Here is a 15,270-nt window from a genome sequence, read left to right as displayed (position 1 = left end):
CACTGGCCGGAACCTGGCGTGCGGGACTGTGACCCGTCCGGCCCCGAGGGCAGGGCCACATGGCCCTGGTGCACATGAGCGGGGTACACGCGGCAACGGCTGTCGAGCGCCCGTCGTGCGCCCCTGCACCTGGCTACGTGAATTCGAGGACATCCCGCACAGGCCGGCGCGGGGTGGCCGGGCCCCGCGGCCCGTAGCCGAGCCGGAGCACCATCTGCACCTGACCGATGCCCGATGCCGGGTCACGGGCCAGCAGGCGCAGCTCGCGGTCTTCCAGGGCGTGGGAGGTCAGGGAGGTGGCCAGGTCGGCCCGGGTGGCCTCAAGGAGGACGCGTTCGAGGGCCTGGCCCGCGCGCAGCCAGTCGGCGGGTCCCTCGCCGCGGGTGCTCAGCAGGGCCAGGTGCGGGGTGTACTCGAAGGCGGTGGTGCCGCGGTCGGCCACCGGCCGGCGTCCGGAGAAGTCCCGCACTGGAGCTTTGCCGTCGCGCCTGCGCGGGCCGAAGGCGTACTCGGGGACGCCGTCGACGGCGGTGTCCGCCTCTGCTCCGAGCCGGGTCCAGCGGACCAGGTCTCGGTCGGCGTCCGGGTCCATGATGTCGCGGCTCTCGGCGTCGCGGACCAGGTCGAGCACGGTCTCGGCATGCCAGGGGCCGGGGAAGGCCAGCGTCGCCCCCTCCCGCGCCGCCGCTTTCTGCAAGGTGGTCCGCACGTCCTCGGGGACGTCCTTCTCGGCGAAGGGATGGCGGCTGGTGTGCCGCTGCCGGATCGCCGGGTGCAGCCGCGCCAGCTCCTCGTCCCGCACGCCCCCGACCGGGCCGGGCAGACGTACGGCGGCGAGCAGCAGCGGGTCGTCCGGCTCGGGCAGCAGCGTCGTCTCCGGAGCGAGATCCGCGTGCGCCGCGGCGACGCGCAGGTTGAGCAGAGCTGCCCCGCACCCGATGTGCAGCGCCCGGTTGTCGGGATCGGACCGGGGCATGGCCCGCTCGGGATCGGCCCGCAGTTGCAGGACGCGCTCGCCGCTCAGGTGGCGAAAGCGCCACGGCTGCGCGTTGTGCATGGACGGCGCCGCCGTAGCCTCGGCCACCAGCGTGGCCACCGTCTTCTCGTCGAGTGGTCGCTCAGCCATGGCATCCTCCTCGCCGCCCCGGTCAGAGGCGGTCACAACACGGGTACCCCAGCGAGCCGATCGCCGGGGGGATCAGGGCCACAAGTGCAGACGGACGCCGGCATGAGTGTCATCAGTAAGCCGCCAGACCGTGCTCGCGGAACCGACCCCGCACCCGGTCCACCAGTGCGGCGTCCGGAACCGGGTTGTCCCGCAGGGGGAAGGGGATGCCCAGTGCCTCGTACTTGCCCGCGCCGAGCTTGTGGAACGGCAGGACGTCGACCCGTTCGACGTTGCCGAGGCCCGACAGGAAGCGGGCGAGTCCCTCTACGGCGCGTGGGTCGTCGGTCCAGCCGGGTACCAGGACGTACCGGATCCACGTCGGCACCCCGAGCCGGTCCAGGCGGGTGGCGAAGTTCAGAGTGGGTCCGAGGTCGCCGCCGGTCAGCTTCCGGTAGGTGCCGACATCGAAGGACTTGATGTCCAGCAGCACGAGGTCGGTGTCGGTCAGGAGTTCGTCGGTGGCTCGGGCGCCGAGGAAGCCGGAGGTGTCCAGGGCGGTGTGCAGTCCGGCCTCCTTGCAGCGACGCAGCACCGCCGCCGTGAAGGCGGGCTGGAGCAGCGGCTCGCCGCCGGTGATCGTCACGCCGCCTCCGGCCGTGGTGACGAAGGGGCGGAACTTCTCGATCTCGGCCATCACCTCGTCGACCGTGGCCTCCCGGCCGTCCCGCATGTGCCAGGTGTCGGGGTTGGCGCAGTACAGGCAGCGCAACGGACAACCGTTGACGAACAGGACGAACCGGGTCCCGGGACCGTCCACGCCGGTGGACAGGTCCCAGGAGTGGATCCGGCCGGTCGTCCGGCCGAGTCCCGTCGTACGGTCGGTCGCGGTGTTCACAGCGCTCCGTGGAAGGTACGGCTGATCACGTCGAGCTGCTGCTCGCGGGTCAGGCGGACGAAGTTGACGGCGTATCCGGAGACCCGGATGGTCAGCTCGGGGTACTTCTCCGGGTGTTCCATGGCGTCCTCCAGGACGGCCCGGTCCAGGACGTTGACGTTCATGTGGAAGCCGCCGGAGGCCATGTAGGCGTCGAGGATGCCGACCAGATGCGCGGCGCGCTCACCCGGGTGGTGGCCCAGCCCCTCGGGGGTGATCGTCGTGGTCAGCGAGATGCCGTCGCGGGCCTGCTCGTACGGGAGCTTGGCCACCGACAGCGCGGAGGCGGCCACCCCGTGCCGGTCACGGCCGTTCATCGGGTTGGCGCCGGGCGCGAAGGGCTGTCCGGCGCGGCGGCCGTCGGGAGTGTTGCCGGTGTGCTTGCCGTAGACGACGTTGGAGGTGATGGTCAGCACCGACTGGGTGTGCTCGGCGTCCCGGTAGGTGGGGTGCTTGCGCACCTTCGCCATGAACGACTCCACGAGGGCGACGGCGAGGGAGTCCGCTCGGTCGTCGTTGTTGCCGTACGCCGGGAACTCGCCCTCGGTCCGGAAGTCCACCGCCAGACCGTTCGCGTCGCGGAACACCTTCACCCTGGCGTGCTTCACGGCCGACAGGCTGTCGGCCGCGACGGAGAGGCCGGCGATGCCGCACGCCATGAAGCGGTGCACGGGGTGGTCGTGCAGGGCCATCTCGATGCGCTCGTAGGCGTACTTGTCGTGCATGTAGTGGATGACGTTGAGCGCGTTGACGTACGTCTCCGCCAGCCAGCCCAGCGTCCGGTCGTAGGCCGCCGACAGTTCGTCGTAGTCGAGGTACTCGCCGGTCAGCGGGGGCGTGGCGGGGGCGATCTGTTCGCCGGTCATCTCGTCCCGGCCGCCGTTGACGGCGTACAGGAGGGCCTTGGCCAGGTTGACCCTGGCTCCGAAGAACTGCATCTGCCTGCCGACCGCCATGGCGGAGACACAGCAGGCGATCGCGGTGTCGTCGCCGGTGCGCGGCCGCATCAGTTCGTCGGACTCGTACTGAACGGCGCTGGTGTCGATGGACACCTGCGCGCAGAACTCCTTGAAGCCGTCCGGCAGCCTCGGCGACCACAGCACGGTCAGGTTCGGCTCCGGTGCCGGGCCGAGGTTGTAGAGGGTCTGCAGGAAGCGGAAGGAGGTGCGGGTGACCAGAGGGCGGCCGTCGGTGCCGATGCCACCGATGGACTCCGTCACCCAGGTCGGGTCACCGGAGAACAGGGCGTCGTACTCGGGGGTGCGCAGGAACCGTACGATCCGCAGCTTGATCACGAAGTCGTCGACCAGCTCCTGGGCGCGCGTCTCGTCGGTGGTGCCCTCGTCGAGGTCTCGCTGGAGGTAGACGTCCAGGAACGTGGAGGTGCGGCCCAGCGACATCGCGGCGCCGTTCTGTTCCTTCACGGCGGCCAGATAGCCGAGGTAGAGCCACTGGACGGCCTCGTGCGCGGTGGTGGCCGGGCGGGTGACGTCGCAGCCGTAGGAAGCGGCCATCTCCGTCAGCTCGCCCAGTGCGCGGATCTGCTCGGCCAGTTCCTCACGGTCCCGGATGACGTCCGGGCTGGAGGGCCGCGCGTCCAGCAGGGCGCGTTCGGCCCGCTTGGCCGCGATGAGCCGGTCGGTGCCGTAGAGGGCCACGCGCCGGTAGTCGCCGATGATCCGGCCGCGGCCGTAGGCGTCCGGCAGGCCGGTGATGATCCCGGCCTTGCGGGCGGCGCGCATCTCGGGGGTGTAGGCGTCGAACACGCCGTCGTTATGGGTCTTACGGTAGGTGCCGAAGACCCTGGAGACGAAGGGGTCGGCCTCGTAGCCGTAGGCCCGCAGTCCGTTCTCCACCATGCGCAGGCCGCCGTTCGGCATGATGGCGCGCTTGAGCGGAGCGTCGGTCTGGAGGCCCACGATCAATTCGCGGTCCCGGTCGATCCAGCCGGGAGCGTGCGAGGTGATCGTGGAGGGGGTGGCGGTGTCGACGTCGTGGATGCCGCGGCGCCGCTCTTCGGGGAAGAGCGCGCTGACCTTCTCCCAGACGGCGCGCGTGCGGTCTGTTGGTCCGGCCAGGAAGGCCGCGTCGCCTTCGTAGGGCGTGTAGTTCGCCTGGATGAAGTCACGCACGTCGATGCGCTCACGCCACCTGGTCCCGGCGTACTGGCGCCAGGCGTCGGCGGTCCGGGGGCCGGCTGTCGCGGTCGCGGTCATCACAGGTCCTCTCCCTGGGCGGGCTTTCTCACTGCTCTTCTCGTTGTCGATGCTCGTCGTCCGCAGGGGCAGGGGGCAGTGCCGGACAGGGCACCGCACGGGTCCCGTCCGGCCCGGGCGGCCGGGACGTTCGGCCCACCCATACGCACTGCTGCGTCGATCAGGGCACGGAGCAGCAGAGCCGATGAGGCCCTGGGGCCGGGCGAGCCGGTCGACCGCGGGTGAGTTCAGACGTGCGGGACCACGACGACGGGGCAGGCGGCGTGGTGCAGGACGGCGTGGGCCACCGGACCGGTGTGGGCACCGAGCCGGCCCCCGCTCGTGCGGCGCCCCACCACGAGCAATCCGGCGTCGCGCGCGGCGTGCACCAGGACGGTGGCGGCCCGGCCCGCGGTCACCGTCTCGGTCACGGGGACGGTCGGATACTTCTCGCACCAGGGGCGCAGCGCCGCCACCACCGCGTGCTCCCCGGCCGCGAGCGCTTCCGGCCCGGCCACGGGGACCGACGGGACGGCCGGCGGTGTGACCAACGACGGATCGGAGGCGGATTGCGGCGGCGTCCGGAACGCGTGGACGACACGCAGGGCGGTGCCGCGCCGCCGGGCGGCGTCGAAGGCGAACTCGATCAGTTCGTCACACGGGTGCTGGACGTCCAGACCCAGGACGACCGCGCGATACGGCGTCTCGGGGATCTCCTCCGGTGCGACACCGTCCGCGGCAGGGAGGTGGTCGTCGGCTGCGCTCAGCCCCGCCCTCACCAGCACCACGGGCCGCGTCGACCGGGCCACCACGCGCTGGGACACGGATCCCATGACGAACCCGCTCACCCTGCCCATACCGGGTGATCCGAGGACCAGCAGCTCGGCCTCCGCGGCGGCGGCGACCAGGGCGGCGACCGGCGCGTCGCACACGAGGCGGTCGACGATCCGCAGCCCGGGGTGGGCCGCGCGGACGCTGTCGACGGCATCCCGGAGTGTCTGTTCGGCCCAGTCGTGCTCGGTACGGTCCATGGGCACGTACGGTGCGGGATGGGGGTGGCGGCGCCAGGCGTGTACGACAGCCAGCCCGGTGCCCCGGCGCGAGGCCTCGTGAGCCGCCCAGTGCGCGGCCGCCAGGCTCGCGGGTGATCCGTCGACTCCCACTACGACGTTGCAGAACATCGCGCGTCCCTCCCGGAGCCCGGACCCTCCGGTTCTCCTGACGGCTCCGAGCCTCCTCGCGCCGGAAGCGAACGCCCAGGGCCGCACAGCCCAGTACGCGGGCCCCTTCGGCCCCATCGAATGGCGGGCCCGCTTCCGGCGGCCCGGGCCGGGCCCATCGGCCCCCGGCCCGGGCCTGACGGCACCTCCCGCCGGCACGCTCGCCGTTCGACGCTGGAACTCGACAGGTCCCCACAGCTGAGGAGCACAGCGTCATGGCCCGTTACGTGTACGACTTCGCACAGGGCGGCCGTGACATGGCCGGCCTGCTCGGCGGCAAGGGTTCCAACCTGGCCGAGATGACCCGGCTCGGACTGCCCGTCCCTCCCGGGTTCGTCATCACCACCGAGGCCTGCCGGGCCTTCCTCGCCACCGGCGGCGAGCCCGAGGGCATGTGGCAGGAGGTCTCCGAGCACCTGACGACCGTCGAGACGGCCGCGGGCCGGCTGCTGGGGCAGCCGGCCGATCCGCTGCTGCTCTCCGTCCGCTCCGGGGCGCGTTTCTCCATGCCCGGCATGATGGAGACGATCCTCGACATCGGCCTGAACGACGACTCCGTGCTGGGCCTGGCCAAGGTCTCGGGAAGTGAACGCTTCGCCTGGGACTCCTACCGCCGGCTGATCCAGATGTTCGGCAGTACGGTCATGGGCGTCGACCCAGCCCTGTTCGAGCGCGCCATCGCCCTGCTCAAGGACCTGCGCGGCGCCCCGGACGACGTGCACCTGGACACCGCCGACCTCGCCCAGCTGGTCGAGACGTACAAGAACATCATCCACCTGGAGACCGGCGAGCACTTCCCGCAGTCCCCCGCCGAGCAGCTGCGCCGGGCGGTCCTGGCCGTCTTCCAGTCCTGGAACGGCGAGCGGGCGCGCCTGTACCGGCGGCGCGAGCACATCCCCGACGACCTTGGCACCGCCGTCACCGTGCAGTGCATGGTCTTCGGCAACCTCGGCCCCGACTCGGGAAGCGGCGTCGCGTTCACCCGCGACCCGGCCACCGGACGCCCCGGCCTGTACGGCGACTACCTGCCCAACGCGCAGGGCGAGGACGTCGTCGCCGGCATCCGCAACACCGTGCCCCTGGCCGAGCTGGGACGCCTGGACCCGCACTCGTACGCCCGGCTGTGCGAGCACATGCGGACCCTGGAGCGGCACTACCGGGACCTGTGCGACATCGAGTTCACGATCGAGCGCGGCAGGTTGTGGATGCTGCAGACCCGGGTCGGCAAACGGACCGCCGAGGCCGCCTTCGCCATCGCCGCCGAACTCGCCGACGAGGGACTCATCACCCCGGATGAGAGCCTGGCCCGGGTGAGCGGCGAGGGACTGGCCCGGCTGATGTTCCCGCGCTTCGACACCTCCGCGGTCGGTGACCCGCTCGCCCACGGCCTCCCGGCCTCACCCGGTGCCGCGGTCGGCGCGGCGGTCTTCGACTCCGCCGTAGCGGTACGGCGTGCCGCGGCCGGCGAGAACGTGGTCCTCGTCCGCCAGGAGACGACGCCCGACGACCTGCCCGGCATGATCGCCGCCCAGGCGGTGCTCACCAGCCGGGGCGGCAAGACCAGCCACGCTGCCGTGGTGGCGCGCGGCATGGGCAAGGTCTGCGTGTGCGGTGCCGAGGAACTCTCCGTCGACATCGAGGCCCGGCGCTTCACCGCCCCCGACGGCACCGTCGTCGAGGAAGGCACGGTGATCTCCGTGGACGGTTCCGCCGGCGCCGTGTACCCGGGGCCGGTGCCGCTGGTGGACTCGGCGGTCATGCGGTTCCTGGAATCGGGTGCCGGCGAAGAGGGATCGGCCAGCGCCGTCGACGCGGTGGCCCGCGCGCTGGCCCGGGCCGACACCGTGCGGCGGCTGGAGGTGCGGGCCAACGCCGACACCCCCGAGGACGCCGCCCGCGCGCGCCGGTTCGGTGCGCAGGGCATCGGGCTGTGCCGCACCGAGCACATGTTCCTCGGCGAGCGACGCAAGCTGGTCGAGGAGATGATCCTGGCCGGCACGGACGGCGCGCGCGACCGGGCCCTGGCGGCACTCCTGCCGCTCCAGCGGGAGGACTTCAGCGGCATCCTGGAAGCGATGGACGGCCTGCCGGTCACCATCCGCCTGCTGGACCCGCCGCTGCACGAGTTCCTGCCCGACCGCACGGAGCTCGCGGTGCGGATCGCCGCCGCCGAGGCGCGCGGCGACCTGCCGGCCGCGCACGACGTCGAACTGCTGAGCGCGGTGAACCGGATGCACGAGGAGAACCCCATGCTCGGACTGCGGGGCGTGCGCCTCGGCCTGGTCGTTCCCGGTCTGGTCGCCATGCAGGTAAGGGCCATCGGAGAGGCCGTCGCGGAACGCACACGGGCCGGCTGCAGCCCCCGGGCGGAGATCATGGTTCCGCTCGTCGGGGACGTCCGCGAACTGCGGATCGTCCGCGAGGAGGTGGAGCGGGTACTGGACGAGGTGTCCGCAGCGTCCGGCGTCCCCGTCAGCTGCCCCGTCGGGACCATGATCGAGCTGCCCCGGGCGGCGCTGACGGCGGACCGGATCGCCGCGGAGGCCGAGTTCTTCTCCTTCGGCACCAACGACCTGACCCAGACGACCTGGGGCTTCTCCCGCGACGACGTCGAGGCGGAGTTCTTCTCCGCCTACCTCGACAAGGGCGTCTTCCCCGTCTCCCCGTTCGAGACGCTCGACCGGGACGGGGTGGGCCGACTGGTCCGGATGGCCGTCGCCGAGGGCCGCGCCACCCGGCCGGACCTGAAGATCGGCGTGTGCGGCGAGCACGGCGGCGACCCCGACTCGGTGCACTTCTTCCACGCCGCCGGACTGGACTACGTCTCCTGCTCGCCGTTCCGAGTCCCGGTCGCCCGCCTGGAGGCCGGACGGGCCGCGCTGGAGGAGACCGACGTGAGCGACAGCCGGTGACGACCGGGACCCGGCGACAGCCAGTGGCCGGGACCCACGGCCCGTCTCCCGAGGCCGGCCGGCCCTGGGACCGGGGCGGCGCACGCAGCAGTCTTGAGGCGCGCCAGAAACGATCACTACGAACGATCACAAGGAGTGGAGCACATGACTGCCAAGGACATCGGCCACGAGGGCGGCACCGCCTCCGTACGCGTGCGGGCCGAGGGTGACGTGGACGAGGCGTCGCTCGCCTACCTCCGGGAGAAGGTCGGCGCCGTGCTGGACCGTCCCGGGCTTCCGCCCGTCAGCGGCGAGGTACGTGTCACCAGGGAGGCGGCCCACCACGTCGACCTTCCCTGGTCCGCCGGCGCCGAGATTCACGTCGGCGGCGACCTCGTCGTCGTGCACGCCCGTGAGGCGAGCGCCCGGGAACTCGCCGACCGGCTCCAGGACCGGTTGCGCAGCCGCACGGAACGCGCCGCGCACCGCCGGGATGCGGCCCGCAGGACCTCCACGCCACCGCCGTGGCGCGGTGGTCAGCAGCGCTAGGAACGCCGGGCGGCGTGGTGCGGAGGGGGTCGGCCGATTCCCTCCCGTCCGCGCTGAGCTGGTGAAGGAGGAACCACCGTGACATCCCACACCGTCGGTGAAGTGATGACCAGCGACGTCGTCCAGGCCTGCCGGACGACGCCGTTCAAGGAGGTCGTCCGACTGCTGGACCACCACCGGATCAGCGGGCTGCCCGTGGTCGACGACGACGACAAGGTGCTCGGCGTGGTCTCCGGGACCGACCTGGTACGCGACCAGGCGAACCGGGCGGGCCGGGACCCGGCCCGTGCCGTCACGGCGCAGGACCTGATGTCGGTACCGGCGATCACCGTGCACCCTGAGCAGTCCGTCCCGGACGCGGCACGGCTGATGGAGCGCCGTGGCGTCGAGCGGCTGCCCGTGGTGGACGAGGAGGACCGCCTCATCGGCATCGCCACCCGCCGCGACCTGCTCCGGGTCTTCCTGCGCACGGACGATGACATCCGCCGCCAGGTGACCGAGGAGGTCCTCGTCGGCGGCCTGGGGCTGCCACCCGACGCGGTCCGCGTCTCCGTCCGGGACGGCGTCGTCAAGCTCGACGGCCGCGTGGAACTGCGCAGTCAGGTCCCGGAGGCCGTCCACTCGGTGTGGCGGCTCGAAGGCGTCGTAGGAGTGGTGAACGGATTGACGTTCCTCGACGACGACTGTTCCGTGCCCAGTGTGCCCAGGTGACCGGGCCCCGGTGACGGATGGGTCGCGCGCCGGCGCCGAAGCCCGGCTGATGACGGGCCATCCGGCCCTGGCGGCCCGGGCCTGACGGTCTCGGACGGGGACCTTCGGCGCCTGGGACGGCGCCACGAAGCGCTGGACAGTGGAAACCGTGAGCGGTGCCCTTCACTCGCGGCGCGGCTCCCGCCCATCCGCCGCCGTACATCCACGGCGGCCCCTCGCAACGGAGGCGCACCCCCCATGACCCGACACGACGGCGGACCCACGGACCCGGCCACCACAGCCGCGCCGTCCGACACCACCATCGCCGTGGACCGTCTCGTGACGGCCGCGCTCAAGGCACTCGACGACTACGAGGCCCTCACCCAGGAGCAGGTCGACCACATCGTCAAGAAGGCGTCGGTCGCCGCCCTCGACCAGCACACCGCGCTGGCGCTGCTGGCGGTGGAGGAGACCGGGCGCGGCGTCTTCGAGGACAAGGCGGCCAAGAACATGTTCGCCTGCGAGCACGTCACGCACAGCATGGGCCCGATGAAGACCGTCGGGGTCATCGCCCGCGACGACATCGAGGACATGGTCGAGATCGCGGAACCCGTGGGCGTGGTGTGCGCGGTCACTCCCGTCACCAACCCGACCTCCACCACGATCTTCAAGGCGCTGATGGCACTGAAGACCCGCAACCCGGTCGTCTTCGCCTTCCACCCCTCCGCCCAGCGCTGCAGCGCCGAAGCGGCCCGGATCATACGCGCCGCCGCCGTCGCCGCCGGAGCACCCGAGCACTGCATCCAGTGGATCGAAACCCCGTCCGTCGAGGCGACCGGCACGCTCATGCGCCACCCGGGCGTCTCGCTGATCCTGGCCACCGGCGGCAACGCCATGGTCAAGGCCGCCTACTCGGCCGGCAAGCCCGCCCTGGGCGTTGGCGCGGGCAACGTCCCGGCGTACGTGCACAGGAGCGCCAAGCTGCGCCGCGCCGTCAACGACCTGGTGCTCTCCAAGTCGTTCGACAACGGCATGATCTGCGCCTCCGAGCAGGCCGTCATCCTGGACAGTGAGATCTACGACGCGGCCCTGACCGAGTTCCGCACGCTGCACGCCCACATGGCCACCACCGAGGAGAAGGCGAAGCTCGAAGCGTTCCTCTTCCCCACCGGCAGGGCGGAGGGCGGCGGTTGCGAGCCGAAGGTCAACTCGGCGGCCGTGGGGCAGAGTCCGTCGTGGATCGCCGAGCAGGCCGGGTTCACCGTTCCCGCCGGCACCTCGATCATCCTGGTCGAGGCCGAACGGGTGGGCGCGCACGAGCCGCTGACCCGCGAGAAGCTCTGCCCGGTCCTGGCCGTGCTGCGTGCCGAGGACGAGCGGCAGGGCTTCGACCTGGCCGCCGACATGGTGGCCTTCCACGGCCAGGGCCACAGCGCCGTCATCCACACCGAGGACCCCGCCCTCGCCGAGGCGTACGGCAGGCGGATGAAGACCGTACGGGTCATCGTCAACGCCCCGTCCTCGCAGGGAGCCATCGGCGGTATCTACAACGGACTGCTGCCGTCGCTCACGCTGGGCTGCGGATCCTGGGGCAGCACCTCCGTCTCCAACAACGTCTCCGCGGCCCAGCTGCTGAACGTCAAGCGAGTCGGCACACGCCGCAACAACCTCCAGTGGTTCAAGGTCCCGCCGAAGATCTACTTCGAGCCCCAGGCCATCCGCTACCTGACGTCGATGCCGGACGTGCACCGCGTCACCGTGGTCACCGACGCGACGATGACCCGGCTGGGCTTCGTCGACCGTGTCACGCGGGTGCTCCAGCGTCGCCGTGAGCCGGTGACCGTGCAGGTCATCGACAACGTCGAACCGGAGCCGAGCATCGACTCGGTGCGGCGCGGCGCCGCCCTCATGCGGGACTTCCGCCCCGACACGATCATCGCGCTCGGCGGCGGCTCACCCATGGACGCGGCCAAGGTCATGTGGCTGCTGTACGAACAGCAAGCCGCCGGCCGGGAAATGGACTTCGCGGACATGCGGCAGAAGTTCTCCGACATCCGCAAGCGAGCTTTCCGCTTCCCGACCCTGGGCGCGCTCGCCCGTCTGGTGTGCATCCCCACGACCTCCGGCACGGGCGCCGAGGTGACCCCGTTCGCGGTCATCTCCGACCCCGCCACCGGCAAGAAGTACCCGCTGGCCGATTACGCGCTCACCCCCAGCGTGGCGATCATCGACCCGCTGCTCACCACCGACCTGCCTCCGGCCCTGGCGGCCGACAGCGGCTTCGACGCGCTCACCCACGCCATCGAGGCATATGTCTCCGTGTACGCCAACGACTTCACCGACGGCCTCGCCCTGCACGCGATCCGGCTGATCTTCGAGCACATCGAAGCGGCCGTGAACGACCGCGAGGGCTCGGCTCAGGCCCGGGAGAAGATGCACAACGCCGGCACCATCGCGGGCATGGCCTTCGGCAACGCCTTCCTCGGCATCGTCCACGCCATGTCCCACACCCTCGGCGCCACCTTCCACGTCGCGCACGGCCGCACCAACGCCGTCCTGCTGCCGCACGTCATCCGCTACAACGGCACCGTCCCGACCAAGCTCACCGGCTGGCCCAAGTACGAGGACTACCGGGCCCCGGAACGCTTCCAGGACATCGCCCGCACCCTCGGCCTGCCCGCCGCGACCCCGCAGGAGGGCGTGGAGTCGCTTGCCGCGGCCGTGGAACGCCTGCGCGACGCCGTCGGCATCGAGCCGTCGTTCCGCCAACTCGGAGTCGACGAGCAGGCCTTCCTCGGCGCCCTGCCGCACCAGGCCCTCAACGCCTACGAGGACCAGTGCGCGCCCGCCAACCCGCGGATGCCCATGCTCGACGACATGCAGGAGCTCATGCGCGCGGCCTACTACGGCTGAACGCAACGGCGACGGGCAAGCACAAGCCGGCGGGGCCGGGGCCACAGTGGCCCCGGCCCCGCCGGATTCAGGGCATGGACAGGCGGAAAGGACCATCCGCTTCTCGCGGGTCCTGATTGCGCGGTGCGCGGTCACCGACCCCGCTTCTCCGCGCCTCTCTTTCAGGTCCTTTCCGCTGATTCCATGAAAGCAAGGGACGGACGACGTTACGAGGGCCGAGTGGGACCTGCGCGAGGTCCACCCGGCCCCTTTCACGCAGCGGGCGTGTCAGCCAGTGGCGTCAGTCGTGCGGAATCACCGCGACCGGCGGCACGGCGCGGTGAAGCACCACCCGGGTGACGGGTCCGGTCTGCGGACCGATCGGGGCGTGCCGGGACGCCCGCCCGACAACGAGCAGTTCGGCGTCACGGGACGCGTCGACCAGGTGGGATGCCGCCTGGCCGACCACGGTCTGCTCGGTCAGGGACACGTCCGGGAACTTGTCCTGCCACGGACGCAGCAGATCGGCCGGCGGCTGACGTGGAGTCATGGTCCTCCCCTCGGCAGGGTCGTCCACGCCCGGAAGGCCCGCCGCGGAGGTGTTCTCGCCCACCGGATCCCAGCTGTGGACGACCCGGAGGCCGGCACCGCGGCGTGCAGCGGCCTCGAAGGCGAACAGGAGGACGGAGTCGTCGGGCTGGTCCAAGTCCACGCCGACCACCACGTCACGGGCCGAAGCACCGTGGTCAGCACCCGCCGCGTCCAGGGTGGTGTCGGCACGTACCAGCACGACCGGCCGCTCGGCCCGGGCCACCACGGACCGGCCGACGGAACCGAGCAGGAATCCGGCGGCCCGGCCCAGGCCGCGCGAACCGAGTACCAGCATCCCGGCGTCCGCCGCGGCGGTCAGGAGAGCAGTCGCGGGATCCCCGGCGACCCGGTCGGCCGCGATCTGCAGCCCCGGGTGACGACGGATCAGCAACGCCTCCATGTCCGCCAGAAGGCGCGCGGACCCATACGGGTGCTGCGGCACGGCGGCCCCCGCCAGCGTCGCATACGGCTGGGGAGCCTGCTCCCAGGCGTGTACGAGACGCAGCGGAGCCCCGCGCATCAGCGCTTCGCGGGCGGCCCAGCCGGCCGCCATGACGCTCTCAGGACGGCCGTCGAAACCGACGAGGACGGGAGACATAGGGGACATGACAGTGGACCTCCTTGGGATGCCCTCACTCTGGTGATCCACGACCCGCGAGACGAGGGCCCAAGGTCCCGAAGACGGCGCCGACCGGCCGCCGTGCAGACGGCCGGCCCGCTCACCCGGTCCCTTGTGGGCCGGATGGCCCTGCTCCTTCACGCCCAAGGGGCCGCCCGGCCCTTCCGCCCGATGCGGCGTCTGGTCTTGGCTCTGCCCATGGCGCATACGCACACAGGCACCATGCCGAGCCACACGGAACGCACCGTCGGCGACACGACCGTCCTCGAGCTGCACGGCGAGATCGACATACGCACCGAACCCGCGCTGTCCGCGCGGCTCGACGCTCTGACCGCCGCTCCAGGCGCCGACCTGGTGGTGGACCTGCGTCCGATGTCCTTCATCGACTGCGCCGGACTGCGCGTGCTGTGCCGGGCACGCAACCGGGTCGAAGCCAGGCAGGGCCGACTGCGGCTGGTCACTGACAGTGCCGGCTTCCGGCGCATGCTGCGACACACGAACCTGACGGACGCCTTCGAGCTGCACGCGCGGCTGACAGACGCTCTGGGGTGCGCGGGTCCTGCGATGAGCGGCAGATCAGCCGGCTCGTGACGCGCGTGATCCGCGAGCACCTGCCCGGCGGGGCACGTGCCGAACGTGTCGTCAGTCGTGCGGCACCAGCGCAACAGGCCGGGCGACGTGATGGATCAGGGCATGGGCGACCGGGCCTGTGTGCGAGCCGACCGCGGCACGCCTCCGGCGGCGGCCCACCACCAGCAGGCCCGCTCCGCCCGCCGCACGGACGAGGACGTGGGCCGGGCGGCCCTCGTGCAGGTTCTCCTTGACGAGCACGGCGGGGAACTTCTGCCGCCACGGTTGCAGAAGTACCGCGAGCCGCTGTTCCGCCTCCTGCCGGATCCGGGCCCGTTCCCCGGCGTCCGCGCCGCCCAGACCGAGTGGTACGTGCCAGGCGTGCACGGCGCGCAGCGGCGCCCGTCGCAGTCCGGCGGCGTGGAACGCGAAGTCCAACACGTCGTCGCACGGTCCGCCGATGTCGACGGCGACCGCGACGTCACGGTATTCCGTGCGTGCCGACGGCTTCCCAGCGGTGTCCGGCAGGTGTTCGTCCTCCGCCTTCTCACCCGCCCGTACGAGGACGACCGGGCTCTCGGCGTGCGCCACGGTGGCCATGGCCACCGAACCGGCGACGAACCCGCCGACGCTGCTGAGCCCTTGGCTGCCGATGACCAGCAGTTCGGCGTTCTCCGCCTCGTCCAGCAACGCGGGGCCGGGCTGCCGGCGCACCTGTTCGGCGGCGACGTGCAGCTGCGGATATCGTTCGCTGATCTGGTCGACCGCGCCGCGCAGCACCAGGCGTGCGTGGTACTGCGGCGCGCGCAGCTCGGGCAGACTCGCCTCGGTGTCGTTCTCGGGCAGGCCTTCCCAGGCGTGCACGAGCCGGAGCGGCAGTCCTCGGCGCAGGGCTTCCCCGGCCGCCCAATGGGCTGCGGCGAGACTCTCCTGGGAGCCGTCCAGACCGGCCACGACTGGCCTCGACATGACCGTCACCTTCCTGTCTCACCCTTGTGTTCTTGTCACGTC

11 protein-coding genes are annotated in these 15,270 nt (G+C 71.7%); 5 read left to right on the top strand and 6 right to left on the bottom strand.

Translation table 11 applies throughout. From position 1 onward, the window contains the following. Window positions 1-133 precede the first annotated feature (133 nt). From RFN52_RS36355 to RFN52_RS36340, 4 genes are all read right to left on the bottom strand, one after another. Window positions 134-1,126 (bottom strand): Acg family FMN-binding oxidoreductase, encoded by a 993-nt coding sequence (locus RFN52_RS36355; RefSeq protein WP_184853112.1) that lies wholly within the window; start codon window positions 1,124-1,126, stop codon window positions 134-136. A gap of 112 nt (window positions 1,127-1,238) precedes the next feature. Continuing rightward, window positions 1,239-2,003: a pyruvate formate-lyase-activating protein gene (gene pflA / locus RFN52_RS36350; RefSeq protein ID WP_184853110.1), complete on the bottom strand. Its 765-nt coding sequence runs from the start codon at window positions 2,001-2,003 to the stop codon at window positions 1,239-1,241. Next, window positions 2,000-4,258 (bottom strand): formate C-acetyltransferase, encoded by a 2,259-nt coding sequence (gene pflB, locus RFN52_RS36345; RefSeq protein WP_184853108.1) that lies wholly within the window; start codon window positions 4,256-4,258, stop codon window positions 2,000-2,002. The genes pflA and pflB overlap by 4 nt, the downstream gene beginning before the upstream one ends. 227 nt (window positions 4,259-4,485) lie before the next feature. Beyond that, window positions 4,486-5,418 carry a universal stress protein gene (locus tag RFN52_RS36340; RefSeq protein WP_184853107.1) on the bottom strand — a complete coding sequence of 311 codons (933 nt, stop codon included), beginning with the start codon at window positions 5,416-5,418 and terminating at the stop codon, window positions 4,486-4,488. A gap of 254 nt (window positions 5,419-5,672) precedes the next feature. Between RFN52_RS36340 and ppdK the strand changes: the two genes are divergently transcribed. The 4 genes from ppdK to adhE all read left to right on the top strand — a co-directional run bounded on the left by ppdK (window position 5,673) and on the right by adhE (window position 12,500). Next, window positions 5,673-8,369, top strand: a complete 2,697-nt coding sequence (ppdK, locus tag RFN52_RS36335; protein WP_184853105.1) for a pyruvate, phosphate dikinase — start codon at window positions 5,673-5,675, stop codon at window positions 8,367-8,369. 144 nt (window positions 8,370-8,513) lie between these two features. Continuing rightward, window positions 8,514-8,897, top strand: coding sequence for a hypothetical protein (locus RFN52_RS36330; protein ID WP_184853103.1), 384 nt, complete (start codon window positions 8,514-8,516; stop codon window positions 8,895-8,897). A 78-nt stretch (window positions 8,898-8,975) separates the two neighbouring features. After that, the gene (locus RFN52_RS36325) at window positions 8,976-9,608 is read left to right on the top strand and encodes a CBS domain-containing protein (RefSeq protein WP_184853102.1); all 633 of its coding nucleotides are present in this window, start codon (window positions 8,976-8,978) and stop codon (window positions 9,606-9,608) included. Window positions 9,609-9,845: 237 nt separating this feature from the next. Then, window positions 9,846-12,500 (top strand): bifunctional acetaldehyde-CoA/alcohol dehydrogenase, encoded by a 2,655-nt coding sequence (gene adhE, locus RFN52_RS36320; protein ID WP_184853100.1) that lies wholly within the window; start codon window positions 9,846-9,848, stop codon window positions 12,498-12,500. Between the two features lie 280 nt (window positions 12,501-12,780). Here adhE and RFN52_RS36315 read toward each other — a convergent pair whose 3' ends face one another. Further along, window positions 12,781-13,677: a universal stress protein gene (locus RFN52_RS36315; protein WP_311241138.1), complete on the bottom strand. Its 897-nt coding sequence runs from the start codon at window positions 13,675-13,677 to the stop codon at window positions 12,781-12,783. A 234-nt stretch (window positions 13,678-13,911) separates the two neighbouring features. Between RFN52_RS36315 and RFN52_RS36310 the strand changes: the two genes are divergently transcribed. After that, window positions 13,912-14,280, top strand: a complete 369-nt coding sequence (locus tag RFN52_RS36310) for an STAS domain-containing protein (protein ID WP_311241137.1) — start codon at window positions 13,912-13,914, stop codon at window positions 14,278-14,280. 51 nt (window positions 14,281-14,331) lie between these two features. Here the strand turns inward: RFN52_RS36310 and RFN52_RS36305 are convergent, their stop codons facing one another. After that, entirely contained in the window at window positions 14,332-15,228 is an 897-nt protein-coding gene (locus RFN52_RS36305) for a universal stress protein (RefSeq protein ID WP_184853096.1), read from the bottom strand. Window positions 15,229-15,270: the final 42 nt, after the last annotated feature.

It is taken from the genome of Streptomyces collinus, from assembly GCF_031348265.1.
Lineage (GTDB): Bacteria > Actinomycetota > Actinomycetes > Streptomycetales > Streptomycetaceae > Streptomyces > Streptomyces collinus.
The sequence above is the reverse complement of the archived record's forward strand: the minus strand, read 5'-3'. Positions and strand labels throughout refer to the sequence as shown.

Excerpts from the sequence above, each read along its gene's own strand:
- RFN52_RS36310 (WP_311241137.1), top strand. The coding sequence starts at position 13,912 with ATGCCGAGCCACACGGAACGCACCGTCGGCGACACGACCGTCCTCGAG.
- RFN52_RS36330 (WP_184853103.1), top strand. The coding sequence starts at position 8,514 with ATGACTGCCAAGGACATCGGCCACGAGGGCGGCACCGCCTCCGTACGC.
- RFN52_RS36355 (WP_184853112.1), bottom strand. The coding sequence starts at position 1,126 with ATGGCTGAGCGACCACTCGACGAGAAGACGGTGGCCACGCTGGTGGCC.
- RFN52_RS36305 (WP_184853096.1), bottom strand. The coding sequence starts at position 15,228 with ATGTCGAGGCCAGTCGTGGCCGGTCTGGACGGCTCCCAGGAGAGTCTC.
- ppdK (WP_184853105.1), top strand. The coding sequence starts at position 5,673 with ATGGCCCGTTACGTGTACGACTTCGCACAGGGCGGCCGTGACATGGCC.
- adhE (WP_184853100.1), top strand. The coding sequence starts at position 9,846 with ATGACCCGACACGACGGCGGACCCACGGACCCGGCCACCACAGCCGCG.
- RFN52_RS36315 (WP_311241138.1), bottom strand. The coding sequence starts at position 13,677 with ATGTCCCCTATGTCTCCCGTCCTCGTCGGTTTCGACGGCCGTCCTGAG.
- RFN52_RS36340 (WP_184853107.1), bottom strand. The coding sequence starts at position 5,418 with ATGTTCTGCAACGTCGTAGTGGGAGTCGACGGATCACCCGCGAGCCTG.
- pflB (WP_184853108.1), bottom strand. The coding sequence starts at position 4,258 with ATGACCGCGACCGCGACAGCCGGCCCCCGGACCGCCGACGCCTGGCGC.